This window comes from Stenotrophomonas sp. YJH_SMC_54, assembly GCF_059368435.1.
Window position 1 is genome coordinate 269,651 of sequence record NZ_JCAFRS010000004.1, and the last position, 26,558, is coordinate 296,208.

At 67.0% G+C, this 26,558-nt stretch carries 22 protein-coding genes; 15 read left to right on the top strand and 7 right to left on the bottom strand.

Annotated elements, in window-relative coordinates:
* Positions 1-78 precede the first annotated feature (78 nt).
* Together AC5P5S_RS06940 and smeT are read right to left on the bottom strand one after the other, a co-directional pair.
* Positions 79-1,071 (bottom strand): Gfo/Idh/MocA family protein, encoded by a 993-nt coding sequence (locus AC5P5S_RS06940; RefSeq protein ID WP_231336640.1) that lies wholly within the window; start codon positions 1,069-1,071, stop codon positions 79-81.
* A 45-nt stretch (positions 1,072-1,116) separates the two neighbouring features.
* Complete coding sequence (gene smeT / locus AC5P5S_RS06945; RefSeq protein ID WP_005414519.1) at positions 1,117-1,776, bottom strand: efflux transporter SmeDEF transcriptional repressor SmeT; 660 nt, start codon at positions 1,774-1,776, stop codon at positions 1,117-1,119.
* Between the two features lie 224 nt (positions 1,777-2,000).
* On the opposite strand from smeT, the gene smeD reads away from it, so the two are divergent.
* From smeD to smeF, 3 genes are all read left to right on the top strand, one after another.
* Positions 2,001-3,185 (top strand): multidrug efflux RND transporter periplasmic adaptor subunit SmeD, encoded by a 1,185-nt coding sequence (gene smeD / locus AC5P5S_RS06950; RefSeq protein WP_005411089.1) that lies wholly within the window; start codon positions 2,001-2,003, stop codon positions 3,183-3,185.
* A 12-nt stretch (positions 3,186-3,197) separates the two neighbouring features.
* Positions 3,198-6,320, top strand: coding sequence for a multidrug efflux RND transporter permease subunit SmeE (smeE, locus tag AC5P5S_RS06955; RefSeq protein WP_005411088.1), 3,123 nt, complete (start codon positions 3,198-3,200; stop codon positions 6,318-6,320).
* A gap of 92 nt (positions 6,321-6,412) precedes the next feature.
* The gene (gene smeF, locus AC5P5S_RS06960) at positions 6,413-7,813 is read left to right on the top strand and encodes a multidrug efflux RND transporter outer membrane subunit SmeF (RefSeq protein WP_012481298.1); all 1,401 of its coding nucleotides are present in this window, start codon (positions 6,413-6,415) and stop codon (positions 7,811-7,813) included.
* Positions 7,814-7,896: 83 nt separating this feature from the next.
* Here smeF and AC5P5S_RS06965 read toward each other — a convergent pair whose 3' ends face one another.
* From AC5P5S_RS06965 to AC5P5S_RS06980, 4 genes are all read right to left on the bottom strand, one after another.
* Positions 7,897-8,319, bottom strand: coding sequence for a low affinity iron permease family protein (locus AC5P5S_RS06965; RefSeq protein WP_005411086.1), 423 nt, complete (start codon positions 8,317-8,319; stop codon positions 7,897-7,899).
* 67 nt (positions 8,320-8,386) lie between these two features.
* A complete protein-coding gene (locus AC5P5S_RS06970) occupies positions 8,387-8,722 on the bottom strand; it encodes a hypothetical protein (protein ID WP_005411085.1) in 336 nt (111 codons plus the stop codon).
* A gap of 75 nt (positions 8,723-8,797) precedes the next feature.
* Positions 8,798-9,058: a hypothetical protein gene (locus AC5P5S_RS06975; RefSeq protein ID WP_005414515.1), complete on the bottom strand. Its 261-nt coding sequence runs from the start codon at positions 9,056-9,058 to the stop codon at positions 8,798-8,800.
* A 198-nt stretch (positions 9,059-9,256) separates the two neighbouring features.
* A complete protein-coding gene (locus AC5P5S_RS06980; RefSeq protein WP_005411083.1) occupies positions 9,257-9,709 on the bottom strand; it encodes a nucleoside deaminase in 453 nt (150 codons plus the stop codon).
* Positions 9,710-9,789: 80 nt separating this feature from the next.
* On the opposite strand from AC5P5S_RS06980, the gene ubiE reads away from it, so the two are divergent.
* The 4 genes from ubiE to AC5P5S_RS07000 all read left to right on the top strand — a co-directional run bounded on the left by ubiE (position 9,790) and on the right by AC5P5S_RS07000 (position 14,232).
* Positions 9,790-10,551 carry a bifunctional demethylmenaquinone methyltransferase/2-methoxy-6-polyprenyl-1,4-benzoquinol methylase UbiE gene (gene ubiE / locus AC5P5S_RS06985; RefSeq protein WP_005411082.1) on the top strand — a complete coding sequence of 254 codons (762 nt, stop codon included), beginning with the start codon at positions 9,790-9,792 and terminating at the stop codon, positions 10,549-10,551.
* Between the two features lie 270 nt (positions 10,552-10,821).
* Positions 10,822-12,750, top strand: coding sequence for a M1 family metallopeptidase (locus AC5P5S_RS06990; RefSeq protein WP_087802466.1), 1,929 nt, complete (start codon positions 10,822-10,824; stop codon positions 12,748-12,750).
* A 127-nt stretch (positions 12,751-12,877) separates the two neighbouring features.
* Positions 12,878-13,609 carry a hypothetical protein gene (locus tag AC5P5S_RS06995; protein WP_005411080.1) on the top strand — a complete coding sequence of 244 codons (732 nt, stop codon included), beginning with the start codon at positions 12,878-12,880 and terminating at the stop codon, positions 13,607-13,609.
* On the top strand, positions 13,597-14,232 hold the full coding sequence (locus tag AC5P5S_RS07000) for an HAD family hydrolase (RefSeq protein WP_099484352.1): 636 nt from the start codon (positions 13,597-13,599) through the stop codon (positions 14,230-14,232). Before AC5P5S_RS06995 ends, AC5P5S_RS07000 begins: the two co-directional genes overlap by 13 nt.
* A 318-nt stretch (positions 14,233-14,550) precedes the next feature.
* On the opposite strand, the gene AC5P5S_RS07005 is transcribed toward AC5P5S_RS07000, so the two are convergent.
* Positions 14,551-15,489 carry a carbohydrate kinase family protein gene (locus tag AC5P5S_RS07005; RefSeq protein WP_005411078.1) on the bottom strand — a complete coding sequence of 313 codons (939 nt, stop codon included), beginning with the start codon at positions 15,487-15,489 and terminating at the stop codon, positions 14,551-14,553.
* Positions 15,490-15,772: 283 nt separating this feature from the next.
* Here AC5P5S_RS07005 and AC5P5S_RS07010 point away from each other — a divergent pair, with 283 nt between their 5' ends.
* From AC5P5S_RS07010 to AC5P5S_RS07045, 8 genes are all read left to right on the top strand, one after another.
* On the top strand, positions 15,773-16,819 hold the full coding sequence (locus AC5P5S_RS07010; protein WP_005411077.1) for a rod shape-determining protein: 1,047 nt from the start codon (positions 15,773-15,775) through the stop codon (positions 16,817-16,819).
* Between the two features lie 121 nt (positions 16,820-16,940).
* Positions 16,941-18,206, top strand: coding sequence for a rod shape-determining protein MreC (gene mreC / locus AC5P5S_RS07015; RefSeq protein ID WP_062605611.1), 1,266 nt, complete (start codon positions 16,941-16,943; stop codon positions 18,204-18,206).
* Positions 18,203-18,688 (top strand): rod shape-determining protein MreD, encoded by a 486-nt coding sequence (mreD, locus tag AC5P5S_RS07020; protein WP_005411075.1) that lies wholly within the window; start codon positions 18,203-18,205, stop codon positions 18,686-18,688. Before mreC ends, mreD begins: the two co-directional genes overlap by 4 nt.
* Positions 18,689-18,691: 3 nt before the next feature.
* On the top strand, positions 18,692-20,767 hold the full coding sequence (gene mrdA / locus AC5P5S_RS07025) for a penicillin-binding protein 2 (RefSeq protein WP_062605613.1): 2,076 nt from the start codon (positions 18,692-18,694) through the stop codon (positions 20,765-20,767).
* A complete protein-coding gene (gene rodA / locus AC5P5S_RS07030) occupies positions 20,764-21,876 on the top strand; it encodes a rod shape-determining protein RodA (protein WP_005411073.1) in 1,113 nt (370 codons plus the stop codon). The genes mrdA and rodA (AC5P5S_RS07030) overlap by 4 nt, the downstream gene beginning before the upstream one ends.
* Positions 21,877-22,012: 136 nt before the next feature.
* Complete coding sequence (gene rodA, locus AC5P5S_RS07035; protein ID WP_062605615.1) at positions 22,013-23,107, top strand: rod shape-determining protein RodA; 1,095 nt, start codon at positions 22,013-22,015, stop codon at positions 23,105-23,107.
* Between the two features lie 991 nt (positions 23,108-24,098).
* Positions 24,099-25,244: a lytic murein transglycosylase B gene (gene mltB, locus AC5P5S_RS07040; RefSeq protein ID WP_032965964.1), complete on the top strand. Its 1,146-nt coding sequence runs from the start codon at positions 24,099-24,101 to the stop codon at positions 25,242-25,244.
* Positions 25,241-26,509, top strand: a complete 1,269-nt coding sequence (locus AC5P5S_RS07045) for a septal ring lytic transglycosylase RlpA family protein (RefSeq protein ID WP_062605617.1) — start codon at positions 25,241-25,243, stop codon at positions 26,507-26,509. The genes mltB and AC5P5S_RS07045 overlap by 4 nt, the downstream gene beginning before the upstream one ends.
* Positions 26,510-26,558: the final 49 nt, after the last annotated feature.

Below are 26,558 nucleotides of genomic sequence, written 5' to 3' on the forward strand. Positions count from 1 at the left end.
CCCTCGCCCCAGCGAGGGCTCTGACCCCGCCCGCTGCAACAGAAAGGGCCGCCGCAGGGCGGCCATTTTCTTGTGCGGTCAGCGCGATTGCCGGGTGCGGTAGTCCCGCAGCACCTGGTCGATCACCGCACTGGTGCGGGCGGCGCTGATGCCGGTCGAGGGCGAACGGCCGTTGCCGCGCAGCTCGTCCACGAGGGAGGCGATCAATGGCTGCTGGACCGATGGCGGGTTCGGGACGTCGAATGCCTGCATGCCCGCTTCGGTCTCCAGAACCACTGGAACGTCCTCGAAGGTGGCAAAGCGCAGCTGCCCGCGGTCGCCGGTGATCTCGACCTCATCCTGGCGCCGGAACGCGCAGAAGCTCCATTGCGCGATGCCGTGCGCCCCGCTGCCGGTACGGAAGCACATCGAGACACTGTCCTCGGCGGCGTAGGCGCCGGTCAGCGAACTGGCCAGGCCACGCACGTCGCTCAGCGGCCCCAGCAGATGGTCGAGCAGGTCCAGGGTATGCGAGCCCAGATCGACGAACAGCCCGCCGCCGGCGATCGACGGATTGGTCCGCCAGAAGTCGAGCGATGCGGCATTCGCCGAATGCGGCCGATGCAGGGTGGCGCGCACGCTGCGCGGCGTTCCGATCGCGCCGTTGTCCAGCAGCTGCTTCACCTGTGCGAAGCGGGGCAGGGCACGGCGGTAGTAGGCCACGAAAACGGGCACGCCGCTGCGGGCGCTGGCCGCGATGATGCGCTGGCACTCGTCGTGGTCCATGGCCATCGGCTTTTCGATGTAGACCGGCTTGCCCGCGGCGATCGCCTGCAGCGCGTACTGCATGTGCGTCGAGGGCGGCGTTGCGACGTAGACCGCGTTCACTTCGGGATCGGCGATGAGTGCGTCGGCGTCGGCGTACCAGCGCGGAATCGCGTGGCGCCGCGCATAATCCTCGGCCAATGCCGCATTGCGGCGCATGACCGCTGCCACCCGTGAGCCGGGTGTGCTGGCCAGGGCGGGGCCGCTCTTCTTCTCGGTGACGCTGCCACAGCCGATGAAGCCCCATACCACGTTGTCCAGGATCACGGGGCTGTCCTCAGATGGGCGCGGCGGTGGCGGCAGCAGCGCCACTCACGCTTCGGGCAGCGGCTCGGGCACAGTGCCCGGCGCGAACACGCCGTCCTTCACGTAGGCGGCCAGGGTCATGTCCAGTGCGAGCATGCCGTCGCGCTTGAGGTCCATCAGGTCCGGTTCGACCATCGCCCCGTGCAGCACGCCCAGCACGGTGGCATGCAGCATGCGCGCGGCGATCTTGGGGTCGGCGCCTTCGCGCAGCTGGCCCAGATCGCGGGCGCGGCGCAGGGCACGCTCCATCCGGTCCAGCGCATCGCGGAATCCGGCCTGCTGCATTTCGGTCAGCACCCTGGTGTCGGCCGAGGCATCGCTGCGCAGCATGATCTCCATGGTCTTGCGCAGGCGCTCGTCTTCGGACAGCTCGATGAAGGAGTGGATCATCACCGCGCGCAGGTCGTGCACGGGGGTGTCGCGCTGGTCGGTCGAGGTGCGCTCCAGTTCCTGCATGAAGGGCAGGTGCACCCGTTCGACGATCGCGGCCAGCACCTCGCTCTTGTTCTTGAAGTGCCAGTAGACCGCGCCACGGGTATAGCCGGCGCGGGCGCCGATCATCTCCAGCGTGGTACGGGCCACGCCGTGTTCATGGAAGCAGGCTTCGGCGGCGTCAAGGATGCCTTCCCGGGTTGCCTGGGTGTCCTCTTTGGTCTTGCGGGCCATGTAGGTACGAGTGCGGGTGAAACGTGGCTGAATTGTACCGGTTTACAAACAAACAAGCATGTATGTATATTTCGCTCCCATCATTCCCGTCGTGTGCGTGGCAGGCCGGTCCGGCTCCCGCTCCACCCGGGTGGGCGCTGTTCTCACGGTCTTCACCTTTACCGGTCGAAGGGCCCGCCGTATCAGCGCCGGCTGAGATCCTTTCCTTCAAGAGCCTTTCCGTCATGTTGCTGAGCCGAATCCGACCCTTTGCACTGTCGCTGGCCATCGCCGCAGCCGTGGCTGCCTGCGGCGGCCAACCCCAGGCCCCCGAGCAGGGCCCGGGTGACGTCACCGTGGTCACGCTGAAGTCCGAGACCGTGGGCCTGACCCGCGAACTGCCGGGCCGTACCAACGCCTTCCTGGTGGCCGAGGTGCGCCCGCAGGTCAACGGCATCGTTGCCAAGCGCCTGTTCACCGAAGGCGGCATGGTCAAGGCCGGCGAGCCGCTCTACCAGATCGAGGACGCCAGCTACCGCGCCCAGGCCAACAGCGCCCGCGCCCAGCTGGCCCGCGCCGAAGCCACGGCCAACGCCGCGCGCCTGAGCGCCAAGCGCATCACCGAGCTGGCCAAGGTCGACGCGGTCAGCCAGCAGGACCTGGAAAACGCCGTGGCCGCGCAGAAGCAGGCCGAGGCCGATGTCGGTGCCGCCAGGGCCTCGCTGGACGCGGCCAACGTGACCCTCGGCTATGCCCGCATCACCGCGCCGATCAGCGGCCGCATCGGCAAGTCCAGCGTTACCCAGGGTGCGCTGGTCAGCGCCGGCCAGGCCAATGCACTGGCCACCGTGCAGCAGCTGGACCCGATCTACGTCGACCTGACCCAGTCCTCGGCCGAGCTGCTGCAGCTGCGCCGCGAACTGGCTGCCGGCCGCCTGCAGGACAACCAGACGCTGCCGGTCAGCATCCTGATGGAAGACGGCAGCACCTTCGAGCACAAGGGCACGCTGGAGTTCTCTGAAGTGAGCGTCGATCCAGCCACCGGCAGCTTCGGCCTGCGCGTGAAGGTGGACAACCCCGATGGCCTGCTGATGCCGGGCACCTACGTGCGTGCGGTGATCGGCGGCGGCGTGCGCAGCGATGCGGTGCTGGTACCGATGCAGGGCATCGCCCGCGATCCGAAGGGCGACACCACCGCGATGGTGGTCGGCAAGGACAACAAGGTCGAAGTGCGCCCGGTCAAGGTCAGCCGCACGGTCGGCGACAAGTGGCTGGTCGAGGACGGTCTGAAGGCCGGCGACAAGGTCATCGTCGAAGGCCTGCAGAAGATCGGCCCCGGCATGCCGGTCAAGGCCACCGAGAAGGGCGCTGCTCCGGCCAAGCCGGCAGCGGCCGCCCAGCCTGCCGCCCCGGCCGGCGACGCGAAGTAAGCGGAGAACCCCATGGCACGCTTTTTCATCGATCGACCCATCTTCGCGTGGGTGATCGCCATCATCATCATGCTCGCCGGCGGCCTGGCCCTGTTCAAGCTGCCGGTCTCGATGTACCCCAACGTCGCACCACCGGCGGTGGAAATCAGCGCCACCTACCCGGGTGCATCGGCCAAGGTGGTCGAGGACTCGGTGACGCAGATCATCGAGCAGAACATGAAGGGCCTTGATGGTCTGATCTACTTCTCCTCCAACAGCTCGTCCAACGGCCAGGCCACCATCACCCTGACCTTCGAGAGCGGCACCAACCCGGACATCGCCCAGGTGCAGGTGCAGAACAAGCTGCAGCTGGCCATGCCGCTGCTGCCGCAGGAAGTGCAGCGGCAGGGCATCAACGTGGCCAAGTCCAGCTCGGGCTTCCTGAACGTCATCGCGTTCGTGTCCGAGAACGGCAGCATGGATGCCAACGACATCGCCGACTACGTCGGTTCCAATGTCGTCGATCGCCTGAGCCGCGTGCCGGGCGTGGGCAACATCCAGGTGTTCGGTGGCAAGTACGCCATGCGCATCTGGCTGGATCCGAACAAGCTGCATACCTATGGCCTGTCGGTTGCGGAAGTGACCGCAGCGATCAAGGCACAGAACGCGCAGGTGGCCATCGGCCAGCTTGGCGGTGCACCGTCGATCAAGGGCCAGCAGCTCAACGCCACCATCAACGCGCAGTCGCGCCTGCAGACCCCGGAACAGTTCCGCAACATCATCGTGCGCGGTGCGCAGGACGGTGCCGAGCTGCGCCTGGGGGATGTCGCCCGCGTCGAGCTGGGTGCCGAGTCCTACGACTTCGTCACCCGCTACAACGGCCAGCCGGCCAGCGGCCTGGCGGTGACCCTGGCCACCGGCGCCAACGCGCTGGATACCGCCGCCGGTGTGAATGCCGCGCTGGAAGACATGAAGAGCTTCTTCCCGGCCGGGCTGAAGGCGGAGGTCCCGTACGACACCACCCCGTTCGTGCGCGTGTCGATCAAGGGCGTGGTGCAGACCCTGATCGAAGCGATCGTGCTGGTGTTCGTGGTGATGTACCTGTTCCTGCAGAACTTCCGCGCCACCCTGATCCCGACCATCGCCGTGCCGGTGGTGCTGCTGGGTACCTTCGGCGTGCTGGCCATGCTCGGCTTCTCGGTGAACATGCTGACCATGTTCGCGATGGTGCTTGCGATCGGCCTGCTGGTGGACGATGCCATCGTGGTGGTGGAGAACGTCGAGCGCATCATGTCCGAGGAAGGACTGTCGCCGCTCGAGGCGACCCGCAAGTCGATGGGCCAGATCACCGGCGCGCTGGTGGGCATCGGCCTGGTGCTGTCGGCGGTGTTCGTGCCGATGGCCTTCATGAGTGGCTCCACCGGCGTGATCTACCGCCAGTTCTCGGCCACGATCGTCTCGGCGATGGCATTGTCGGTGCTGGTCGCGATCGTGCTGACCCCGGCGCTGTGCGCGACCATGCTCAAGCCGCTGAAGAAAGGTGAGCACCACGTCGCCCACCGCGGCCTGGCCGGTCGCTTCTTCAATGGCTTCAACCGTGGATTCGACCGCACCAGCGAAAGCTACCAGCGTGGCGTGCGCGGCATCATCCATCGCCCGTGGCGCTTCATGGGCATCGTGGCGGCGCTGTTCGTGCTGATGGGCGTGTTGTTCGTGCGCCTGCCCAGCTCATTCCTGCCCAACGAAGACCAGGGCGTGTTGATGGCGCTGGTGCAGGCGCCGGTGGGTGCCACCCAGGAACGTACGCTGGAATCGATCGCGGCGCTGGAAAACCACTTCCTGCAGAACGAGAAGGATGCGGTGGACTCGGTGTTCTCGGTGCAGGGCTTCAGCTTCGCCGGCATGGGCCAGAACGCCGGCATGGCATTCGTCAAGCTGAAGGACTGGAGCGAGCGTGACGCCAACAATGGTGTGATGCCGATCACCGGACGCGCGATGGCGGCCCTGGGCCAGATCAAGGATGCCTTCATCTTCGCCTTCCCGCCGCCGGCCATCCCGGAACTGGGCACTGCCTCGGGCTATACCTTCTTCCTGAAGGACAACAGCGGCCAGGGCCACGAGGCGCTGGTGGCCGCGCGCAACCAGCTGCTCGGCCTCGCCGCCGGCAGCAAGAAGCTGGCCAACGTGCGCCCGAACGGCCAGGAGGACACGCCGCAGTTCCGCATCGACATCGACGCGGCCAAGGCGACCTCGCTGGGGCTGTCGATCGACCAGATCAACGGCACGCTGGCCGCCGCGTGGGGCAGCTCGTACATCGACGACTTCGTCGATCGTGGCCGCGTCAAGCGTGTGTTCGTGCAGGCCGACCAGCCTTTCCGCATGGTGCCGGAGGACTTCGATCTCTGGTCCGTGAAGAACGACAAGGGTGAAATGGTGCCGTTCAGTGCCTTCGCTACCAAGCACTGGGATTACGGTTCGCCGCGCCTGGAACGCTACAACGGTGTGTCGGCCATGGAAATCCAGGGCGAACCGGCCCCGGGTGTCGCCTCCGGTGATGCCATGGCCGAGATCGAACAGCTGGCCAAGCAGCTGCCGGCGGGCTTCGGCATCGAATGGACGGCGATGTCGTACCAGGAGCGCCAGGCTGGCTCGCAGACGCCACTGCTGTACACGCTCTCGCTGATGATCGTATTCCTGTGCCTGGCCGCGATGTACGAAAGCTGGAGCGTGCCGACCGCAGTGCTGCTGGCGGCCCCGCTGGGCATCCTCGGCGCGGTGCTGGCCAATACCTTCAAGGGCCTGGAACGCGATATCTACTTCCAGGTGGCGATGCTGACCACGGTGGGCCTGACCAGCAAGAACGCGATCCTGATCGTGGAGTTCGCCAAGGAGAACCTGGAGAAGGGCGCAGGCCTGATCGAATCGATCATGCATGCCGTGCGCGACCGCCTGCGTCCGATCGTGATGACCTCGCTGGCCTTCGGCATGGGCGTGGTACCGCTGGCGATCTCCACCGGTGCCGGTTCCGGCGCCAAGCAGGCGATCGGCACCGGCGTGCTCGGCGGCATGATCGTCGGCACCGTGCTCGGTGTGTTCTTCGTGCCGCTGTTCTTCGTGGTGGTGCAGCGCGTGTTCAAGCGCAAATCCACGACGTGACCTGAAACGGTCATGCCGGCCTCAGGCTGGCGTTGTCGAAACGGTAGTGCCGGCCGCTGGCCGGCATGACCTCCTGCCATCCGGCAGTACCGATGGAAGTCATTCCCATGAAAAGTGCATCCCTGTTCCTTTCCATTGCCGCTGTGCTCGCGCTCGCCGGCTGCTCCACCCTGGTGCCGAAGAACACCGCTGTCGCCCCGGCGATCCCGGCGCAGTGGCCGGCCGAAGCCGCGCAGGGCGAGGTGGCCGATGTCGCCGCCGTCGGCTGGCGCGACTTCTTCACCGATGCGCGCCTGCAGCAGGTGATCGACCAGTCGCTGCAGAACAACCGCGATCTGCGCGTGGCCGTGCTCAACGTTGAGCGCGCGCGCGGCCAGTACCGTGTGCAGCGCGCTGATCGCGTGCCCGGCGTGGCCGTTACCGGCCAGATGCAGCGCCAGGGCACCGACGCCGGTGTCAACGAACAGTTCACCGCCGGTGTCGGCGTGGCCGAGTTCGAGCTGGATCTGTTCGGCCGCGTGCGCAATCTCAGTGAAGCCGCGCTGCAGCAGTACTTCGCCGTCGCCGCCAACCGCCGCAACGCGCAGTTGAGCCTGGTGGCCGAGACGGCCACCGCATGGCTGACCTACGGTGCCGATGCGCAGCGGCTGAAGATCGCCGATGCCACGCTGAAGACCTACGAGGATTCGCTGCGCCTGGCCGAGGCCCGCCACGAACGTGGTGGCAGTTCGGCGCTGGAGCTGACCCAGACCCGTACCCTGGTCGAGACCGCGCGTACGGACGCCGCACGCCTGCGTGGCCAGCTGGCCCAGGACCGCAACGCGCTGGCGCTGCTGGCCGGTGGCCAGCTGGATCCGGCGCTGCTGCCGGACAGCATCGAGCCGCAGCTGCTTGCACTCGCACCGCCGCCGGCCGGCCTGCCCAGCGACGTGCTGCTGCAGCGCCCGGACATCATGGCCGCCGAACACCAGCTGCTGGCGGCCAACGCCAATATCGGTGCGGCACGCGCGGCGTTCTTCCCGAGCATCTCGCTGACCGGCAGCATCGGCAGTGGTTCGAGCGAACTGTCCAACCTGTTCGACAGCGGTACGCGCGTGTGGAGCTTCCTGCCGAAGATCACGCTGCCGATCTTCCAGGGCGGCAAGCTGCGCGCCAACCTGGCCATCGCCAACGCGGATCGTGATATCGCTCTGGCGCAGTACGAGAAGTCGATCCAGGTGGGCTTCCGCGAAACCGCCGATGCGCTGGCGTTGAATGTCAGCCTGGACGAGCAGGTGAGTTCACAGCAGCGCCTGGTGGAAGCGGCCGAACAGGCCAACCGCCTGTCGCAGGCGCGCTACGACGCGGGCCTGGACAGCTTCGTGACCCTGCTTGATGCGCGGCGTACGGCCTACAACGCACAGCAGACCCAGCTGCAGGCGCAGCTGGCGCAGCAGGCCAACCGCATCACCCTGTACAAGGTGATGGGCGGTGGCTGGCACGAGCGCAGCTGAAGGACAGCCGGCCAGCGGCCGGCTCTACCCTGATGATCGATGGTAGTGCCGGCCGCTGGCCGGCATTGTCATTTCAGGACCTGCTACACCGCTTCATCGTCGCGCCGCGCTGCATGGCAGGCGCGCACCCGCGCGAGCGCATCGCCGGCTTCGCGCGCCATCTGCTCGTACTCGGCGCGGATCTCTTCCAGGCGCGCTTCGTCCAGTTCTTCCAGATCCAACAGTTCGTTGTTGGCTTCGGCCGTCGCCCGGATCAGCTCGTCCAGCTTGATCTGCATCGCGGCGGTGTCCGCGTTCTGCGTGTGCTGGATCAGGAACACCATCAGGAAGGTGATGATGGTGGTGCCGGTGTTGATCACCAGCTGCCAGGTGTCGTTGAAACCGAACACCGGGCCACTGATGCCCCAGATCACCACGATCGCTACTGCAGCCAGGAAGGTCCACGGCGAGCCGGTGGCGGCCGCGGCCTTCTTGGCGATCGTATTGAACAGGTTTCGTACTTTCATCGTCGTCGTCCCACTCAGGTGACGAGGATGATCGGCAGTGGCCCGTGCAGGCGCCGTGCAGCGGCGGTCAGGCGCGCATGCGCTGCAGCCGCGGTGCCTGCAGGCTGCGCACCGGACTGCTCTGGTAGACGTGCTGCCAGCAACGGTCGACGAATTCGCGGGCCTGGGCTTCACTCAGTCGCGGCATGATCTGCAGGGCGTACTGGGTCTGGAACATCTCGTCACGTTCGGCCTCGCTGGCGCGCGGCTGGGTGATCAGCGAATCGCAGGCAAACTTGATCCACGGCACGTACGAGCCGAACGAGTTGTGCGGCAGTGCGCCTTCGGCATGTTGGCGGCGCCAGTGATCCAGCTCGGCGTCAACGTTGATGACCGGAGGAATGGTGGGGACTTCAGCGTGCATGACAATCCAGTTCGGTTGAGTGGAAAGGGAGTGGGGGTTCATCGGAGTGTGGCGTATGTGGCGGTGCATGCCGCGTCAGCGCGATGTGGAGCTGGCGTTGGCATGTCCAATCAACTGCGCGTGCTCGACGGCACCGAGATCTTCGGCCAGGGTGGCCATCGCGTTGCACAGGCGCTCGTGGTCGAGCGGATGGCGACGGACCAGCTCCAGTTGCATGCGCTGGTAGGCGGTCCAGAACAACGCGCCGCGCCGGTGCAGTGCATATTGCCGCTGCAGGCGTTCGCGGATCGGGTCGAGGATCGAGTCTGGTGCAGGTCGTACGGCGTGCGCGCACATGGCTGGCTCCGCCGGGGAAAGAAGTCCCGGTAACCCCACCCTAGGCGCGGCAGCCGGGCGGGGTGTTATCGCAGCGTGTGCACGTTGCGCAGCTGACTGTGCACTGGTTCACGGCAATGGCCGCAAACGCTGCCGGCACTAGGGCGTGCCGGCACTGAAGCGTTCATTAAACGGGTTCAACAGGACACTGCGTGGTGATCATTCACCGATGTCTTCATTCCAGATCTCCGGGTGCTGCGCAATGAAGCCGCCCAGCAGGTCCACGCATTCCTGGCTGTCCAGGTCGATCACGTTGACGCCATTTTCCCGCAACCAGTCGATGCCGCCCTGGAAGGTGCGCGATTCGCCCACCACCACGGTGCCGATGTTGAACTGGCGCACCAGGCCAGAGCAGTACCAGCACGGTGCCAGGGTGGTGACCATGATCGTGTCCTGGTAGCGGCGCTGGCGGCCGGCCTTGCGGAACGCATCGGTCTCGCCGTGCACCGACGGGTCGCCTTCCTGCACGCGGCGGTTGTGGCCGCAGCCAAGCAGGCGGCCGTCGTTGTGGTACAGGGCCGCGCCGATCGGCACGCCGCCCTCGGCCAGGCCCTGGCGGGCTTCGGCGATGGCGGTCTGCAGCAGGGCCTGGTAGTCGGGCGTGGTGATCATGCGGGGCTCCGGTAAGTCGTGGCCCGCCATGATACGGGCAGGGGGTGCCGCTGGCCCCCGGCGGTGCGATAATCGGGGCCATGAGCGAATCCCCCTACAAAGCCGGTACCACCCATTTCGGGTTCCGCGACGTCGCCGCCAAGGACAAGCAGAAGCTGGTCGGCCAAGTGTTCACCTCGGTCGCGCGCAACTACGACCTGATGAACGACCTGATGAGCCTGGGCGTGCACCGGGCGTGGAAGCGCTACTACGTGGCCACCGCGCAGGTGAAGCCGGGCGACCGCGTGCTCGATCTGGCGGGCGGCACCGGCGACATCGCCGCCCTGCTGAAGGAGCGCGTCGGCGCCGAGGGCTCGGTGGTGCTGGGCGACATCAACGCCGGCATGCTGTCGGTCGGCCGTGACCGCCTGACCAACCGCGGCCTGGTGCTCGGCCTGGACTACGTGCAGTGCAACGCCGAAGCCCTGCCGTTCCCGGACAACAGCTTCGACCTGGTCACCATCGCCTTCGGCCTGCGCAACGTGACCGACAAGGACGCTGGCCTGCGCGAGATGTACCGCGTGCTGAAGGTGGGAGGCCAGGCCCGCGTGCTGGAGTTCTCCGAAGTCACCGCGGACTGGTTCAAGCCGATCTACGACTTCCACTCGTTCAAGATCCTGCCGAAGCTGGGCAAGCTGTTCGCCAATGACTCGGACAGCTACCAGTACCTGGCCGAGAGCATCCGCAAGCACCCGCCGCAGGATGAACTGAAGGCGATGATGGGGCAGGCCGGGTTCGAGCGCTGCCACTACAAGAACCTGACCGGCGGCATCGTTTCGATCCACTCCGGCTACAAGCTGTAAGCCCTGCTCTGGTGGGTGCCAACCTTGGTTGGTGCTTGCCCGCTGCGGTGATCCGCTCTGGTGGGTGCCGACCTTGGTCGGCGCGGGCCTGCTGCATGCGTTGATGGGTCCGTGCCAACCAAGGTTGGTACCTGCCTGTAGATGCCAACCTTGGTTGGCATGCGCCCGAGGCGCAGGATCGGCTTGCCTGCCATTACCCCGCACCGCGCAACGCCTGCCGGGCCGGAGGGAGGTACCATTGGGGTTTGATCCCCGTAACGGTCCCGATTCATGCGTAATCCGCTGATGCTCCTTCCGCTGGCCGTGGCCCTGGCCGCTGGCTGCTCCCAGGAGGCGGCCGCGCCCGCCGCCGCCCCGACTGCCGCAAAGGCCCCTGCCGCCCCCGTGAACGCCGAGAACCGCAGCCACGACGAAAGCTCGTACGCCGAGCCGGACAAGGTCGTCATCAAGGACATCGCGCTGGATCTGAAGCTGGACTTCGACCAGAAGCAGATCGGCGGCACCGCCACCTACACCCTGGAATGGAAGCAGAAGGACGCCAGGCAGCTGGTGCTCGACACCCGCGAGCTGACCGTGTCCAAGGTCGAGGCCGTCGCCGCCGATGGCGCGCGCAGCCCGCTGAAGTTCGAGCTGGCCGCCGCTGACAAGGTGTTCGGCAGCAAGTTGACCATCGAGGCCCCGGAACAGCCGGCCAAGGTGGAAGTGACCTACCACACCGCGCCGACCGCATCGGGCCTGCAGTGGCTGGCACCGTCGATGACCGAGGGCAAGAAGCTGCCCTTCATGTTCAGCCAGTCGCAGGCCATCCATGCCCGCTCCTGGGTGCCGCTGCAGGACACCCCGAGCGTGCGCTTCACCTACAGCGCGCACGTGGTCTCGCGCCCGGACGTGATGGTGCTGATGAGCGCCGACAACGATCCGAAGGCCGCGCGTGATGGTGACTACACCTTCAAGATGCCGCAGCCGATTCCGTCCTACCTGCTGGCCATCGCCGCCGGCGACCTGGTGTTCGAGCCGATCTCCGGCCGCTCCGGCGTCTGGGCCGAGCCGACCATGGTCAACAAGGCCGCCAAGGAATTCGAAGACACCGAGAAGATGATCGGTGCCGCCGAGAAGCTGTACGGCGAATACCGCTGGGGCCGCTACGACATGCTGGTGCTGCCGCCGTCGTTCCCGTTCGGCGGCATGGAAAACCCGCGCCTGACCTTCGCCACCCCGACCGTGATCGTCGGCGACAAGTCGCTGGTCTCGCTGGTCGCCCACGAGCTGGCGCACAGCTGGTCGGGCAACCTGGTGACCAACGCCAGCTGGAAGGACATCTGGCTCAATGAAGGCTTCACCACCTACGTCCAGGGCCGCATCACCGAAGCCCTGTACGGCAAGGAGATGGCCGAGATGGAGAAGCAGATCGACCAGACCGACCTGCTGGCCGAAGTGAAGGACATGAGCCCGGCCGACCAGGCACTGGCGCTGCCGCCGCTGAACGAGCGTGATCCCGACGAAGCGCTCAGCCAGGTCGCCTACGTCAAGGGTTCGTGGTTCCTGGAGTTCCTGGAGCAGCGCTTCGGCCGCGAGACCTTCGATCCGTTCCTGCGGGGCTGGTTCGATGACCACGCCTTCCAGAGCGCGAACACCGACCAGTTCGTCGAGTACATGAAGAAGAACCTGCTGCCGAAGAATCCGTCGGCCGTGACCGAGGCCGAACTGAAGGCGTGGCTGGACGAGCCGGGCATCCCGGCGTTCGCGGCCAAGGCGCAGTCGCGCAACTTCAGCAGCGTCGATACCGCGCGCATCGCATTCGCCAGCGCCGGCACCGTGCCCAGCAGCCAGGTCATCGCCGACTGGAGCACCCAGGAATGGGTGCGCTTCATCGACGGCCTCGGTGCGACCCAGCCGCTGGACAAGCTGGCCACGCTGGACAAGGCCTTCCACTTCACCGGCACCCCCAATGGCGAGATCGCCATGCGCTGGTACCCGCTGGCGATCCGCAGCGGCTACGAGCAGGCCAATGAAGGGGCGGCTGCATTCATCGAGCGCGTCGGCCGTCGCAAGCTGATCCTGCCGATCTACGCCGAACTGGTGAAGACCCCGAAGGGTCTGGAACTGGCCAAGCAGGCCTTCGAAAAGGCCAAGCCGGGCTACCACCCGATCACCACCGCCTCGGTCCAGGACATGCTGGCCAAGGCTGAAGCCAAGTAAGCGGTAGTGCCGGCCGCTGGCCGGCAACCGGTCACTGCTTCACCACCAACGGCGGGGAAACCCGCCGTTGGTGTATCCGCTTTTCGCTGCCGATAGAATCGGGATGCACTCGCATAGGACCTCCGCCATGAAACGACTGATCCTGCTCACCGCCTGCACCCTGGCCCTGGCCGCCTGCAGCAACCCGGAAGAGGAACGCAAGGCGCAGGAAGCCGCTGCGGCCGCCGCGCAGGCGCAGAAGGAGGCCAAGGCCGAAGACGTGGCCAAGCAGTACGACATGGCCGTGGCCGCGCAGGACTGGGAACGCGCGCGCCTGCATGGTGCCTCGCTGCTGGACCAGTACAAGGACACCGCCGCCGCCGAGCGCATAGCCGCAGGCTTCGACGAGGTCAAGGCCAAGGGCGACGCCGCGCGCGACCTGCGCCGCATGCAGGGGCTATGGCAGTACAACCAGATTCCGGTGGGCAGCAAGGGCAACCAGGTCTCGGCGCAGATCTACAGCAAGGAACGGGTGGACGTGGATGGCAGCGGCGCCAAACCGGTGCAGCTGGTGTTCCGCGATCATCCGGAGTGGAAGCGGCATGCCTACCTGGTGCTGCAGGCCGGTGATTTCCGTTGCCCGCAATGCACGGTGAAAGTGACCGTGGATGACGGCAAGCCGGTACCAATGGCGGCCTGGCGCCCGAAGACTGATGAAGCCATCGCCCTGTTCATCACCGATCAGAAGGCACTGTGGAAGCTGGCGCGCAAGGGCAAGTCGATCAGCATCGAGTTCCCGGTCAAGGCCGGTGGCACGCGCACGGCCGTGTTCGAAACCGGCGGTGTCGACGCCAGCCGCATGCCGCAATGGTGGCAGTGAGGGTTGCGACGGGCAGCGCAGTGCACGCGTTGTCCGCGATCCGGCACTGGGTGTTCGACATGGACGGCACACTGACGGTGGCCGTGCATGACTTCGCCGCGATCCGCCGCGCGCTGGAGATCGCCGCGGAGGAAGACATCCTCGACCATATCGCGGCATTGCCCGACGCACCGGCGCAGGCCAAGCGCGCGTGGCTGCTGGATCACGAGCGCGCCCTGGCCGAGGACGCGCTGCCAGCGCCGGGGGCGGTGAAGCTGCTGCGCGCGCTGGCGGCGGCGGGTTGCCGGCTGGGCATCCTGACCCGCAACGACCATGCGCTGGCGAAGCTGACGCTGGAGGCGATCGGGGTCGGGGCGTTGTTCGACGACGCCGACATCATCGGCCGCGATGAAGCGGTGCCCAAGCCCTCGCCGGATGGCCTGCAGCAGCATCTTCGTCGCTGGGGCATCGGGGCTGCGCACGCGGTGATGGTCGGTGACCACGCTTACGACCTGGAGTGCGGTCGTGCCGCGGGCGCCCACACCGTGCTGGTCAACCTGCCGGAGAACCCATGGCCGGGCCGGGCCGACTGGCATTTCGCCGATTGCCGCGCCTTGCTGGCGGCCTGGCAGCAGAAGGGGTAGTGCCGGCCGCTGGCCGGCAGTGTCGACCAAGGTCGACACCTACCAGAACACCCGTGGCCAGGCTGGCGGCCTGGCAGCAGAAGGGGTAGTGCTGGCCGCTGGCCGGCAGTGTCGACCAAGGTCGACACCTACCAGAACACCCGTGGCCAGGCTGGCGGCCTGGCAGAAGGGGTAGTGCCGGCCGCTGGCCGGCAGTGTCGACCAAGGTCGACACCTACCAACAGCATTCCCAGCAGCGCATCGGGTGGAAAGCCCCCTTGTTGTTCAAGGGGGCGCGCCGAAGGCGCGGGGACAAGGTGGGATGCGCGGGCAGTTCGTTTACGCGCCCAGCGCGTAACCGAACTGCTGCTTGAACTGCTCGTTGAACTCATCGAAGGTGAAGCGCTGGTTCTGCGTGCCCGGGTGCTCGACCTTCAGCGCGCCCATCAGGTTGCCCATGCGGCCGATGGTCAGCCAGTCGTAGCCCTTCTGGATGCCGTAGATCAGGCCGGCGCGGAAGGCGTCACCACAGCCGGTCGGATCGACCACGCGGCGCTCGTGCGCCGGCGGGATGTCGTAGCTCTTTTCCGGGGTGTGGATGACCGCACCCTTCGGGCCACGGGTGGTGATGTAGGCCTTGACCCGGCTGACGATCTCCTTCTCATCCCAGCCGGTGCGCTCCTGCAGCAGGTTCGACTCGTAGTCGTTGACCACCACGTAGTCGGCCTGATCGATGAAGGCGCGCAGCTCGGGGCCGTTGAACAGCGGCATGGCCTGGCCCGGGTCGAAGATGAACGGGATGCCGTCCTCGTGGAATTCCTGTGCGTTCTGGATCATGCCTTCGCGGCCGTCCGGGCCGACCAGGCCCAGGGTCACGCCCGGCACGCCGCGCACATGGTTCTCGTAGGAGCGCATCATCGCGCCCGGGTGGAAGGCGGTGATCTGGTTGTTGTCGTGGTCGGTGGTGATGAACGCCTGCGGGGTGAACAGCTCGTCGATCACGCGCACGCGCGACAGGTCGATGCCCAGGCCCTCGAAGTATTCGCGGTACGGGCCGAAGTCCGAACCCACGGTGCCCATCGGGATCGGCTGGCCGCCCAGCAGGTGCAGGTTGTAGGCGATGTTGCCGGCGCAGCCGCCGAACTCGCGGCGCATGCGCGGCACGAGGAAGGACACGTTCAGGATGTGCACCTTGTCCGGCAGGATGTGATTCTTGAACTGGTCCGGGAACACCATGATGGTGTCGAAGGCAAGAGAACCACAGATCAGAGCGGACATCGATGTAAGCCTATGCGGTGAATTTTGGGGTGGGCCGGCCCGGTTCAGCGGGCAAGCAAACGGCGCCCTTGGGCGCCCGACGGCGCAAAGGTTACCCGCTGGTGCCGCTCAGGGCCAGAACCGGGTGATGCCCGATCAGGCCGAAAGCCTGTGAAGACGCGGGTTCAGCTAGTTTTTTCCTTGCTCGGCGGCAGGCGGGTTGCTAGGCTTGTCGGCCTCGATTTCTGCCCATTTTTTCGCCATCCCGCGGCGGGCACGACACCCCTCAGGACTCCTTCCTCAGATGTTCAAGAAACTCCGTGGCATGTTCTCCAACGACCTGTCCATCGACCTGGGCACGGCCAACACCCTCATCTACGTGCGCGGGCAGGGGATCGTGCTGAACGAGCCGTCGGTCGTGGCCGTGCGCCAGGACCGTGCCATCGGTGGCACCCGCTCGGTGGCAGCCGTTGGCGCCGAGGCCAAGCAGATGCTCGGCCGTACCCCGGGCCACATCACCACCATCCGCCCGATGAAGGACGGCGTCATCGCCGACTTCACCTACACCGAGGCGATGCTCAAGCACTTCATCAAGAAGGTGCACAAGTCGCGCGTGCTGCGCCCGAGCCCGCGCGTGCTGGTCTGCGTGCCGGCCGGTTCGACCCAGGTCGAGCGCCGCGCGATCAAGGAATCGGCCGAGGAAGCCGGTGCCCGTGACGTGTACCTGATCGAAGAGCCGATGGCTGCCGCGATCGGCGCCGGCATGCCGGTCACCGAAGCCCGTGGCTCGATGGTCATCGACATCGGCGGCGGCACCACCGAAGTGGCGGTGATCTCGCTCAACGGCATCGTCTATTCGGCCTCGGTCCGCATCGGCGGCGACCGCTTCGACGAATCCATCACCAACTACGTGCGCCGCAACCACGGCATGCTGATCGGTGAAGCCACCGCCGAGCGCATCAAGGTCGAGCTGGGTTGTGCCTACCCGCAGGCCGAGGTGCAGGAGCTGGAGATCTCCGGCCGCAACCTCGCCGAGGGCGTGCCGAAGATGATCAAGATCAGCTCCAACGAGGTGCTTGAAGCCCTGCACGAACCGCTGTCGGGCATCGTCAGCGCGGTCAAGCTGGCGCTGGAGCAGACCCCGCCGGAACTGTGTGCCGACGTTGCCGAGCGCGGCATCGTGCTGACCGGCGGCGGCGCCCTGCTGCGTGACCTGGACCGCCTGATCTCCGAGGAAACCGGCCTGCACGTGCAGGTGGCCGACGATCCGCTGACCTGTGTGGCCCGCGGTGGCGGTCGTGCGCTGGAACTGGTCGACATGCACGGCAACGAGTTCTTTGCGCCGGAATAAGCCGTCCCGGCCGTTCCTGCCCGCCGCGCCCTTCCGGGGTGCGGCCCGCCGCGATGGCGGGCCGGCACCGGCGGGGCGTCCGCGTGTTTCCCTTCCGCCTTCTGCCAGTTGAATCGTTGCCGTGCCGCCCTACGCCGGTCCTCCCGTTGCCTCCCGATCCGGTGATGCCGCCAGCCCCCTGCGGTTGCTGGCCTATCTTGCATTGGCCATCACACTGATCGTCCTTGACGATCAGGCGGGTTGGCTGGCGCGCCTGCGCGAGCAGGCCAACAGCCTGGTGCAGCCTGTGTGGGCACTGGCGGGTCTGCCCGGCAAGCTCGGCAACCAGGTCAAGGATTCCGCGGCCAGCCACACCCAGCTGGTCACCGAGAACCGTGAACTGCGCAACCAGCTGCTGCTGGCCAACGCGCGCCTGACCCGACTGCAGACCGCAGCGCTGGACAACGCCCAGCTGCGCGAACTGCTGAACGTGGCCGAGCGCAGTGGCCTGGACGTGCAGCTGGCGCCGATCCTGGATATCGACCTGGACCCGGTGAAGCAGCGCCTGGTGCTCGACGCCGGCAGCCGCGAAGGCGTGCATGTCGGGCAGGCGGTGATCGATGCCGGTGGCCTGATGGGGCAGGTGATCAGCGTCACCGGCGGTACCTCCACCGTGCTGCTGCTGACCGACCCCGACCACGCGGTGCCGGTCACCGTGGCCCGCAACGGCGTACGCCTGATCGTCTACGGTCGCGGCGACACGCTGGAGCTGCGCGACATCCCGCTCAGCGCCGGTGTGGAAGTGGGCGATGAGATCGTCACCTCCGGCCTCGGTGGCCGCTTCCCGGCCGGCTTCCCGGTCGGCACCATCACCGGCCTGCGCCCGGACGACACCCATGCCTTCCTGGTCGGCGAACTGAAGCCAGCCGCCCAGCTGGATCGTGGCCGTGATGTGCTGCTGCTGCGCCCCGGTGCGGCGATCCGCATTCCGCCGGAACTGCGCCTGCAGCTGGAAGAAACCACTCCGGGTGGCCCGGCCACCGGCGCCACCGTGCCTGCGGGAGCCGCGCCAGCGACAACGACGCCAGCTCCGGTCAGCTCCCCGGTAGTGCCGGCCGCTGGCCGGCAACAGCCCTCGTCGCAAGCGAGGACTGTTGCTCCCGCATCCTCGCTTGATCCTGCCGCTCCGGTAGTGCCGGCCGCTGGCCGGCAACAGCCCTCGTCGCAAACGAGGACTGTTGCCCCCGCATCCTCGCTTGATCCTGCTGCCCCGGTAGTGCCGGCCGCTGGCCGGCAACAGCCCTCATCGCAAACGAGAACTGTTGCTCCCGCATCCTCGCTTGATCCTGCTGCTCCGGTAGTGCCGGCCGCTGGCCGGCAATCGACCACGCCGGAGGCCCAGCGATGAGCCGCCTGCGCGACAACCCGTGGGTATTGCCGGCCAGCCTGGTCGTAGCCCTGCTGCTGGGCCTGCTGCCGTTGCCGGCGCTGCTGCAGCCGCTGCGCCCGTACTGGCTGGCGCTGGTGCTGGCGTACTGGGTGATCGAGACGCCCGAGCGCGTCGGCCTGGGCATCGCTTTCGCCAGCGGCGTGGTCGCCGACCTGCTGTACGGCGGCGTGCTCGGCGAACAGGCGCTGCGGCTGGTGATGCTGGCCTTCATCCTGCAGCGTTTCCGCGCCCGCATCCGCTTCTTCCCGATGTCGCAGCAGATGCTGGCCATCGGTGGCCTGTTGTTCAACGACCGCATCGTCAGCGCGCTGGTCCACATCCTGGTGGGCGAGCCGACCCTGCCGTGGTCGTACTGGTGGGCCCCGCTGTTGGGCATGGGCCTGTGGCCGCTGGTGTTCGTGCTGCTGGACGCAGTGCGCTTCGGCAAGCGCGGGCGCTGAGCCATGATCCCGCGCCGCCAGGTCAAGAACCCGCACGCCGAAGCCGAACAGTTCCGCCGCCGTGCGGCGCTGGGTTTCCTGGGCGTGCTGGTCTGCCTGCTGGGCCTGGGCGGCTGGTACTTCAAGCTGCAGGTGCTGGATCACGACGTCTACGCCACGCGCTCGGAAGCCAACCGTATCAAGCCGCGGCCGGTGGTGCCCGGGCGCGGCATGATCTACGACCGCAACGGTCGCCTGCTGGCCGAGAACGTGCCAGCGTTCCGCCTGGACGTGACCCCGGACAAGGTCAAGGACATGGACGCCACCCTGGAAGGGCTGGCGAAGATCATCAGCATCAGCCCGGAAGAGCTGGAAGCGTTCAACAAGTCGCGCAAGGCGCGCCGCAAGTTCCTGCCGGTCACGCTGAAGCTGCGCATGAGCGACGAGGAGATGGCGCGCTTCGCCGTCGACCGTTGGCGCTTCCCCGGCGTCGAGCTTGAGCCCTACCTGACCCGGCGTTATCCGTACGGTGACCTGTTCGCGCACATCATCGGCTATGTCGGCCGCGTCGACGACAAGGATCTGGAGATCCTCGGCGAAGGCAATGCCGCGCTGACCCACATCGGCAAGTCCGGCCTGGAGCGCTATTACGAGCAGCAGTTGCGCGGCAAGGTCGGCTACGAGCAGGTCGAAACCAACGTGCAGGGCCGTGCCATCCGCACCATCGGCCGGGTGGCCGCGCAGTCCGGCGCCGACCTGCGGCTGTCGATCGACGCGGACCTGCAGCGTGCCATGGTGGCCGCCTTCGGCGACCAGGAAGGCTCGGCAGTGGCGATGGACCCCCGTACCGGCGAGGTGCTGGCGATGGTCAGCCTGCCGTCCTACGACCCCAACCTGTTCGTCAACGGCATTTCCCATGCCGACTTCAAGGCGCTGAACGAGAACCCGTCGCGGCCGCAGTTCAACCGCCTGGTGCTCGGCGGCGTCGCTCCCGGTTCCACGCTGAAGCCGCTGATCGGCCTGGCCGGCCTGGACTCGGGCGTGCGCCGCCCGGAAGACAAGGTGCTGTCCACCGGCATGTTCTACCTGCCCGGCACCAGCCGTGGCTGGGGTGATGCGCATCGTGGCGGCCATGGCTGGACCGATCTGCGCAAGTCCATCGCCGAGTCGGTCAACACCTACTACTACAAGCTGGCGCTGGACCTGGGCATCGAGCGCTTCGACCATTACATGGAGTACTACGGCTTCGGCCAGCCGACCGGTATCGACCTCACCGGCGAAATCGGCGGCATCCTGCCGTCGCCGGCCTACAAGCGGAAGACCCGCAAGGAAGCCTGGTACCCCGGCGATACGGTCAACATCAGCATCGGCCAGGGCGACTGGAAGGTCACCCCGCTGCAGTTGGCGCGCGGCGTCAGCGCGCTGGCCGACGGGCAGCTGCGCACCCCGCACCTGGTGATCCAGCAGCGCGACGGCTTCGACAGCGACTGGACCGCGACGCCGCCCGGCGAGAGCAAGCCGGTCAGCCCCAACCCCAACAACGTGCAGGCGGTGCGCGAGGGCATGATGGCGACCATGCGGCCGGGCGGCAGCGGCTGGCGCGTGGCGGTCGGTGCGCCGTACGTGATGGCCGGCAAGACCGGTACCGCGCAGGTCATCAGCCGCAAGGGCACCGCAGCGGTGAACCCGAAGAGCCTGCCGATGCACCTGCGCCACCGCGCGCTGTTCGTCGGCTTCGCGCCGGTCGAAAACCCGGTGATCGCGATCGCGGTGGCAGTGGAAGGCGGTGGCTATGGTGGTTCGGCTGCTGCGCCGATCGCCCGCAAGGTGTTCGATGCCTACCTGCTGGGCAAGATGCCCGAGGGCATGCAGCCGCTGGACAGCGAGCGTGGTACCACCGCCATCGGTGCCACCGCGTTCGACAACGAAGACGTCGGCGCACGCCAGGCCGGTGATCTGGCGGCCGCGCAGCTGGGCGAACACCTGGTGCAGGTGGGTGCCCCCGCCCCCGAACCGGCCCCTGCGCCGCAGCCGGGTACGCCGGCCGCTGCCGCACTGCCGGCCACGCCACGCCCGACGGTTGCGGAGCCCGCACGATGAAAGTGTTCCTGCGCTGGGCCGGCGACATGCTGCGCCGCTTCTTCAGCACGCTGGACTGGGTGTTGTGCCTGGCCCTGGGCGCGCTGATGGTGATCGGCCTAGCCACCTTGAAGAGTGCCGGTGGCGACGGCCTGGTGATGGCCCAGGGCGCGCGTTTCGCGGTGGGCATGGCTGCACTGTGGGGCATCTCGCGGGTGCCGATCCTGCGCATCCGCTCGGCCACGCCGATGATCTATGCGATCTCCATGATTCCGCTGCTGGCGGTGTTCGTGCTCGGCACCGGCAAGTACGGCCGGCAGTGGCTGGACCTGAAGTTCTTCTACCTGCAGCCGGCCGAGCTGCTGAAGGTCAGCCTGCCGATGATGGTGGCCTGGTACCTGCACAAGATGCCGCTGCCGCCGCGCTTCAACACCGTGCTCGTGGCCTTGATCATCATCGGCGTGCCGACCGGCCTGGTGATGTTGCAGCCCGACTTCGGTACCGGCGTGCTGATCGCCGCCAGCGGCGTGTTCGTACTGCTGCTGGCAGGCCTGCCGTGGTGGTGGGTCGGGCTGGGCGTGGGCGGCGTGGCTGCGGTCGCGCCGGTGGCCTGGTTCTGGCTGCTGCGGCCGTACCAGAAGGACCGCATCATGATGTTCCTGGACCCGGAGATGGATGCACTGGGGGCCGGCTGGAACATCATCCAGTCGAAGATCGCGATCGGGTCCGGTGGCTTCGATGGCAAGGGCTGGGGCGAGGGCTCGCAGTCGCACCTGAACTTCATTCCCGAACAGACCACCGACTTCGCGTTCTCGGTGCTGAGCGAGGAATTCGGCTGGATGGGTGTGGCCCTGGTGCTGACCCTGTACCTGGTGGTGATCGGGCGTTGCCTGTGGATCGCCAGCCAGTCGCGCGATTCCTATTCGCGCCTGTTGGCTGGCGCCACTGGCCTGGCGTTCTTCGTCTATGTACTGGTGAACGGCGGGATGATTTCCGGCCTGCTGCCGGTGGTGGGCGTGCCGATGCCGCTGATCAGCTACGGCGGTACCTCGGCGGTGTCACTGCTGGCCGGCTTCGGCCTGGTGATGGCCGTGCGCAGTCACAACCCGGTGCACGGCGGCTACGGCTAGCACCGGTTGCGCGCTTCGTCGCGCTTCCATCTGCTCGATTGCTTGCGCTGTTCTGTAGAGTCGAGCACGGCTCGACTCTACAAGCGCACGCGCACCCTGACAGCTTCACGCAAGCACGCATTGCTACCGTGCCCGCGTGGAATGGAAACGACTGCTTGGCGGCTGCCCTGAGGTGGCGCGCACGATCGATCTGCCGTTGCTGATCGCGTTGCTGATCCTGATGGGCGCGGGCCTGGCGGTGCTGCACAGCGTGTCCGGTCCGGTGGCTGGGCAGGCGGCGCGTTTTGCCGGTGGCCTGGCGTCGATGTGGCTGCTGTCCCGCGTTTCGCTGCTGCGGCTGCGCGCGTGGACGCCGGCAATCTATGCGCTGTCGATGCTGCCGCTGATGGCGGTGTATGTGATCGGTACAGGCAAGTACGGGCAGCGCTGGCTCAATCTCGGCGTGTTCTACCTGCAGCCGTCCGAACTGCTCAAGCTCAGCCTGCCGCTGATGATGGCCTGGTACCTGCATCGGCAACCGCTGCCACCGTCGCCGCGCACCGTACTGACCACCACCGTGCTGATCGGTGTACCCGCCGTGCTGATCCTGATGCAGCCCAACCTGGGCACCGCCACGCTGGTTACCGCCAGCGGCGTGTTCGCGCTGCTGTTGGCCGGATTGCACTGGGGCTGGGTGGCAACTGGCGCGACGGGCCTTGCCGTTGCCGCGCCGCTGGCCTGGTTCGGCCTGCTGCGGCAGTACCAGAAGGATCGCGTGCTGACCTTCCTTGATCCGTCGGCGGATCCGCTTGGCACCGGTTGGAACATCCTGCAGTCGCGCATCGCGATCGGCTCCGGTGGCTGGGACGGGCGCGGCTGGGGGCAGGGCACCCAGGCCACGCTGGACTTCCTGCCTGAGTACACCACGGACTTCGCGTTCTCGGTGCTGGCCGAAGAGTTCGGCTTGATCGGCGTGGCCACCGTGTTTGCGCTGTACCTGTTCGTGGTCGGCCGCTGCCTGTGGATCGCGGTGCACGCCCGCGACACGCACGCACGGTTGCTGGCCGGCAGCCTGGGCTTGGCGTTCTTCGTGTACGTACTGGTGAACGGCGGGATGATTTCCGGCCTGCTGCCGGTGGTGGGCATTCCGATGCCGTTAATCAGTTATGGCGGTACCTCGGCGGTGTCGCTGCTGGCGGGTATCGGGCTGGTGATGGCGGTGCGCGGGCACCGGCCCGTGCACGGGGGATAGGGTTTCCAGCCAACGGCGCAGCCCCTCGTGGGTGACCGCGCAAAGCAGTTCATGGGTGGGGCCGGGTAGATGGGCCGCGCAGGGGACGCTGCAAGTACATCCATGTAAGCTCGGTCGCCGCATCCATGCGGCTCACGCCCCTGCGCAGCCCATCTACCCGGCCACGGACAGGTTCCGTGCGCGTCTACCCACAGAGAAGAAAGAGAAGATCAAAAGCAAAAGCGGCTTGGCGGGTCGCTTCATTGCCTTGTGTGGAGCCGAGCCATGCTCGGCTCACAAGCAAGCGCAGCGCCGCGACCCGCTTTTGATTTTCTCTTTCTTCTCCGTGGGTGGCAGACCGCCAAAATCTGTCAGAGGGCGGTCGGGTTGGGTACGCGGGGGTGCCAGCCGCATGGATGCGGCTGACAAGCCTCCAGGGACGGATTCACGGCGTCCCCCGCGTACCCAACCCGACCGGCCCACCCGCGGCTTCTGCTTTCCGCGACCACCCAGACACCACCCACGAGGGGCTGCGCCGTTGGCTGGAAACTTCCTGACTCTGCGCAACGCTCGCTGTGGAAGCGTTCTCATAACGATGCAGGACAGCACACTCGCTGACCAAAGTCCGCAAAAAACGTTAGCTGGTTCACACTTTTACGCCGCGTTGATCTTGATCAATGGACTTGTCGTAATCGGCCTGCACAATGGCGGCCCGTTCGGCACGGCGCGCCGTCTATCGTTGCAGCGCGAGGGGGCGTCGGGCGGGAAGCAGTACTGATCCAACGGGTACAGGGAGCGCGGAGCACTGCCACTGGGGAGCGGCAGCCGCGCGGGTACCGACCGGATCCGGTCGCCGGTTGCGTCTGCGGGGATGGGGACGCAACCGGCAACCTCTATCTGAATGGGGAAGTGCGATCACGACGTCTTCACATTTCCCGCTGAACACGGGCAAATCGTTGTGATTCATGGTGTTAGGGGTTTTAATTCATCCATGACCTGCTAACCTGCGACGATGATTCGACGCACTCTGGCCTGCATGCTCACCCTCGGCCTGGTCGCCTGCGCGACCCAGCCGAAGTCCCCACCGTCTTCACCCCAGGCCAGCAGTACGCCGCGCCAGCCCGCCACCAAGGCCCATGGGCCGGCCGAGGCTGCACCCGAAGCAACTGCGGCTACCGCGCCGCCGGTCGATCTCACCCCGGTGCCGTTCGAGGTCGCGCGGGCCCGCTTCATTGCCGATACCGCCAAGCGCTTTGGCCTGAAGCCGGAGCAGATCAGCAGCGTGCTCGACCAGGCGCAGGTGCGCCAGCCGATCATCGCCGCGATGTCGCGCCCGGCCGAGCGGGTCAAGCCGTGGAACGAATACCGGCCGATGTTCATCAGCAAGGCACGCATTGATGGCGGCCGCGCGTTCCTGGCCGAACACCGTGCCGAACTGGATCGCGTGCAGCAGCGCACCGGCGTGCCGGCCGAAGTGATCGTGGCGATCATCGGCGTGGAAACCAGTTACGGAAAGAATGCCGGCAGCCATCGCGTGCTCGATGCGCTGTACACGCTGGCGTTCTACTACCCACGCAGCGGCGACCCGGCCAAGCTCGAACGCGAAGTGCGCCGCGAACTGTTCTTCCGCGATGAGCTGGCCAAGCTGTTCGAGCTGGGCCGCGAAGAGAAACTGGACATCACCACGCTCAAGGGCAGTTATGCCGGTGCGATGGGCATGGGCCAGTTCATGCCGTCCAGTTACCTCGATTACGCGGTGGACGGCAACGGTGATGGTCGTCGCGACCTGTTCAACAGCTACGACGACGTGTTCTCCTCCATCGCCAACTACTTCGTGAAGAAGGGGGGCTGGGTGCGTGGTGGCCAGGTTGCGGTACCGGCCACGCTGGCCCCAGGCCGCGAGGAGTTCAACCCGACCGAATGGATGCCCACCTGGTCGCTGGCCGACCTCGCACAGCGCGGCTACCAGCCGAGCACGCCGGTGCAGCCGGGCGCCACCGCCACCCCGATCACCCTGGAAGGCAGCACCGGCAAGCAGTACTGGCTGGGCTTCCAGAACTACTACGCGATCACCCGCTACAACCTCTCGAAGATGTACGCGATGGCCGTGTTCCAGCTGTCCCAGGCCATCGCCGGACAGGAGCTGCCCCCGGCATGAACATCAGATGGTTGGTCCCGAGCTTGATCGTCTTCGCGCTGGCGGCCTGCAGCAGCGCGCCGAAGAAGCCGGCCACGGCCGGCCATGGTGGCAAGTCCAGCGGCACGCTGGTGCAGGGCCGTGGTTCGCGACCGGCGCACTGCCCGGAAGGTTCGCCGTATGCAGCGGCCAAGGAAGACCTCAGCACCCGCGGCAATTACACCGCTGGTGGCCTGTACAAGCCGGGCGTGCGTGACAGCACGCCCGACTACATTCCCAACGTGGCCTGCATCCCCGAGCCGGAAGTGACCGCCGAGGAACGTTCGGCCATCGGCAACAAGTCGCCGTACGTGGTGCTGGGCAAGTCGTACAAGGTGCTCGACGACACTCATGACTACGTCGAGCGCGGCACCGCGTCGTACTACGGGGCCAAGTTCCATGGCCGCCTGACCTCCAACCGCGAGGTCTACGACATGTACCAGTTCACTGCCGCGCACAAGACGCTGCCGCTGCCCAGCTTCGCCCGCGTGACCAACCTGGACAACGGCGAGTCGGTGATCGTGCGTGTCAACGATCGTGGCCCGTTCCATGACGGCCGCGTGGTCGATCTCAGCTATGCCGCCGCCGTGCGCCTGGGCATCACCCAACGCGGTACCGGCAATGTCGAGGTGCGCGCGCTGCAACCGGGCGAGAGCAACCTGATGGCGCAGAAGCCGTCGCGTCGCGAGCGTCGTGCGGCTGAAGCGGCCGCCGCCACTGCAGTGGCCAGCGCGCGCCCGGTGCCGGCGCCACGTGCTTCCACCGACAGTGATATCGATCGCCTGGTCAACCGCTTGCCGACCGATGGCGCCCCGGCGCGCGGCCAGCCGGCCACCACCCGGGGCGTGGCCAGCACCGCGCCGGATGTGGCGGTCAGCAGCCTGCCGCCAAGCGCGCCGGTGGTGCGCACCTCCGCGCCGGCTCCGGCGGTTGTCGCCAGCACGGCCCCGCGCGCGGTGGCACCGGCACCGGTGCGTGCCGCCGCGGCGGCGCCGAGCCTGTCGCAGCAGATGGTCGGCGCGGTGATGGTGCAGGTCGCCAGCTTCTCCAACCGCGACAACGCCAACCGCGCGATGGGCCAGCTCAGTGCCGCCGGCATCGTCGGCGCGACCATCAGCGACATCGCCGCCGGTGGCCGCACCCTGTTCCGCCTGCGTGTTCCGGCAAGCGACCATGCCAGTGCGGCGGAACTTGTCGGTCGCATCGCCGGTCTGGGCCTGGGTTCGCCGCAGATCGTCAAGGACTGATCCGCCCGGGCCGGTGCTGCCGGCCCATGCTCCCCCGGCCTTACAATGG

Bases quoted from the DNA above. Each gene is read 5' to 3' on its own strand.
- smeT (WP_005414519.1), bottom strand. From the start codon at position 1,776: ATGGCCCGCAAGACCAAAGAGGACACCCAGGCAACCCGGGAAGGCATC.
- smeD (WP_005411089.1), top strand. From the start codon at position 2,001: ATGTTGCTGAGCCGAATCCGACCCTTTGCACTGTCGCTGGCCATCGCC.
- smeE (WP_005411088.1), top strand. From the start codon at position 3,198: ATGGCACGCTTTTTCATCGATCGACCCATCTTCGCGTGGGTGATCGCC.
- smeF (WP_012481298.1), top strand. From the start codon at position 6,413: ATGGAAGTCATTCCCATGAAAAGTGCATCCCTGTTCCTTTCCATTGCC.
- AC5P5S_RS06965 (WP_005411086.1), bottom strand. From the start codon at position 8,319: ATGAAAGTACGAAACCTGTTCAATACGATCGCCAAGAAGGCCGCGGCC.
- AC5P5S_RS06970 (WP_005411085.1), bottom strand. From the start codon at position 8,722: ATGCACGCTGAAGTCCCCACCATTCCTCCGGTCATCAACGTTGACGCC.
- AC5P5S_RS06975 (WP_005414515.1), bottom strand. From the start codon at position 9,058: ATGTGCGCGCACGCCGTACGACCTGCACCAGACTCGATCCTCGACCCG.
- AC5P5S_RS06980 (WP_005411083.1), bottom strand. From the start codon at position 9,709: ATGATCACCACGCCCGACTACCAGGCCCTGCTGCAGACCGCCATCGCC.
- ubiE (WP_005411082.1), top strand. From the start codon at position 9,790: ATGAGCGAATCCCCCTACAAAGCCGGTACCACCCATTTCGGGTTCCGC.
- AC5P5S_RS06990 (WP_087802466.1), top strand. From the start codon at position 10,822: ATGCGTAATCCGCTGATGCTCCTTCCGCTGGCCGTGGCCCTGGCCGCT.
- AC5P5S_RS06995 (WP_005411080.1), top strand. From the start codon at position 12,878: ATGAAACGACTGATCCTGCTCACCGCCTGCACCCTGGCCCTGGCCGCC.
- AC5P5S_RS07000 (WP_099484352.1), top strand. From the start codon at position 13,597: ATGGTGGCAGTGAGGGTTGCGACGGGCAGCGCAGTGCACGCGTTGTCC.
- AC5P5S_RS07005 (WP_005411078.1), bottom strand. From the start codon at position 15,489: ATGTCCGCTCTGATCTGTGGTTCTCTTGCCTTCGACACCATCATGGTG.
- AC5P5S_RS07010 (WP_005411077.1), top strand. From the start codon at position 15,773: ATGTTCAAGAAACTCCGTGGCATGTTCTCCAACGACCTGTCCATCGAC.
- mreD (WP_005411075.1), top strand. From the start codon at position 18,203: ATGAGCCGCCTGCGCGACAACCCGTGGGTATTGCCGGCCAGCCTGGTC.
- mrdA (WP_062605613.1), top strand. From the start codon at position 18,692: ATGATCCCGCGCCGCCAGGTCAAGAACCCGCACGCCGAAGCCGAACAG.
- rodA (WP_005411073.1), top strand. From the start codon at position 20,764: ATGAAAGTGTTCCTGCGCTGGGCCGGCGACATGCTGCGCCGCTTCTTC.
- mltB (WP_032965964.1), top strand. From the start codon at position 24,099: ATGATTCGACGCACTCTGGCCTGCATGCTCACCCTCGGCCTGGTCGCC.
- AC5P5S_RS07045 (WP_062605617.1), top strand. From the start codon at position 25,241: ATGAACATCAGATGGTTGGTCCCGAGCTTGATCGTCTTCGCGCTGGCG.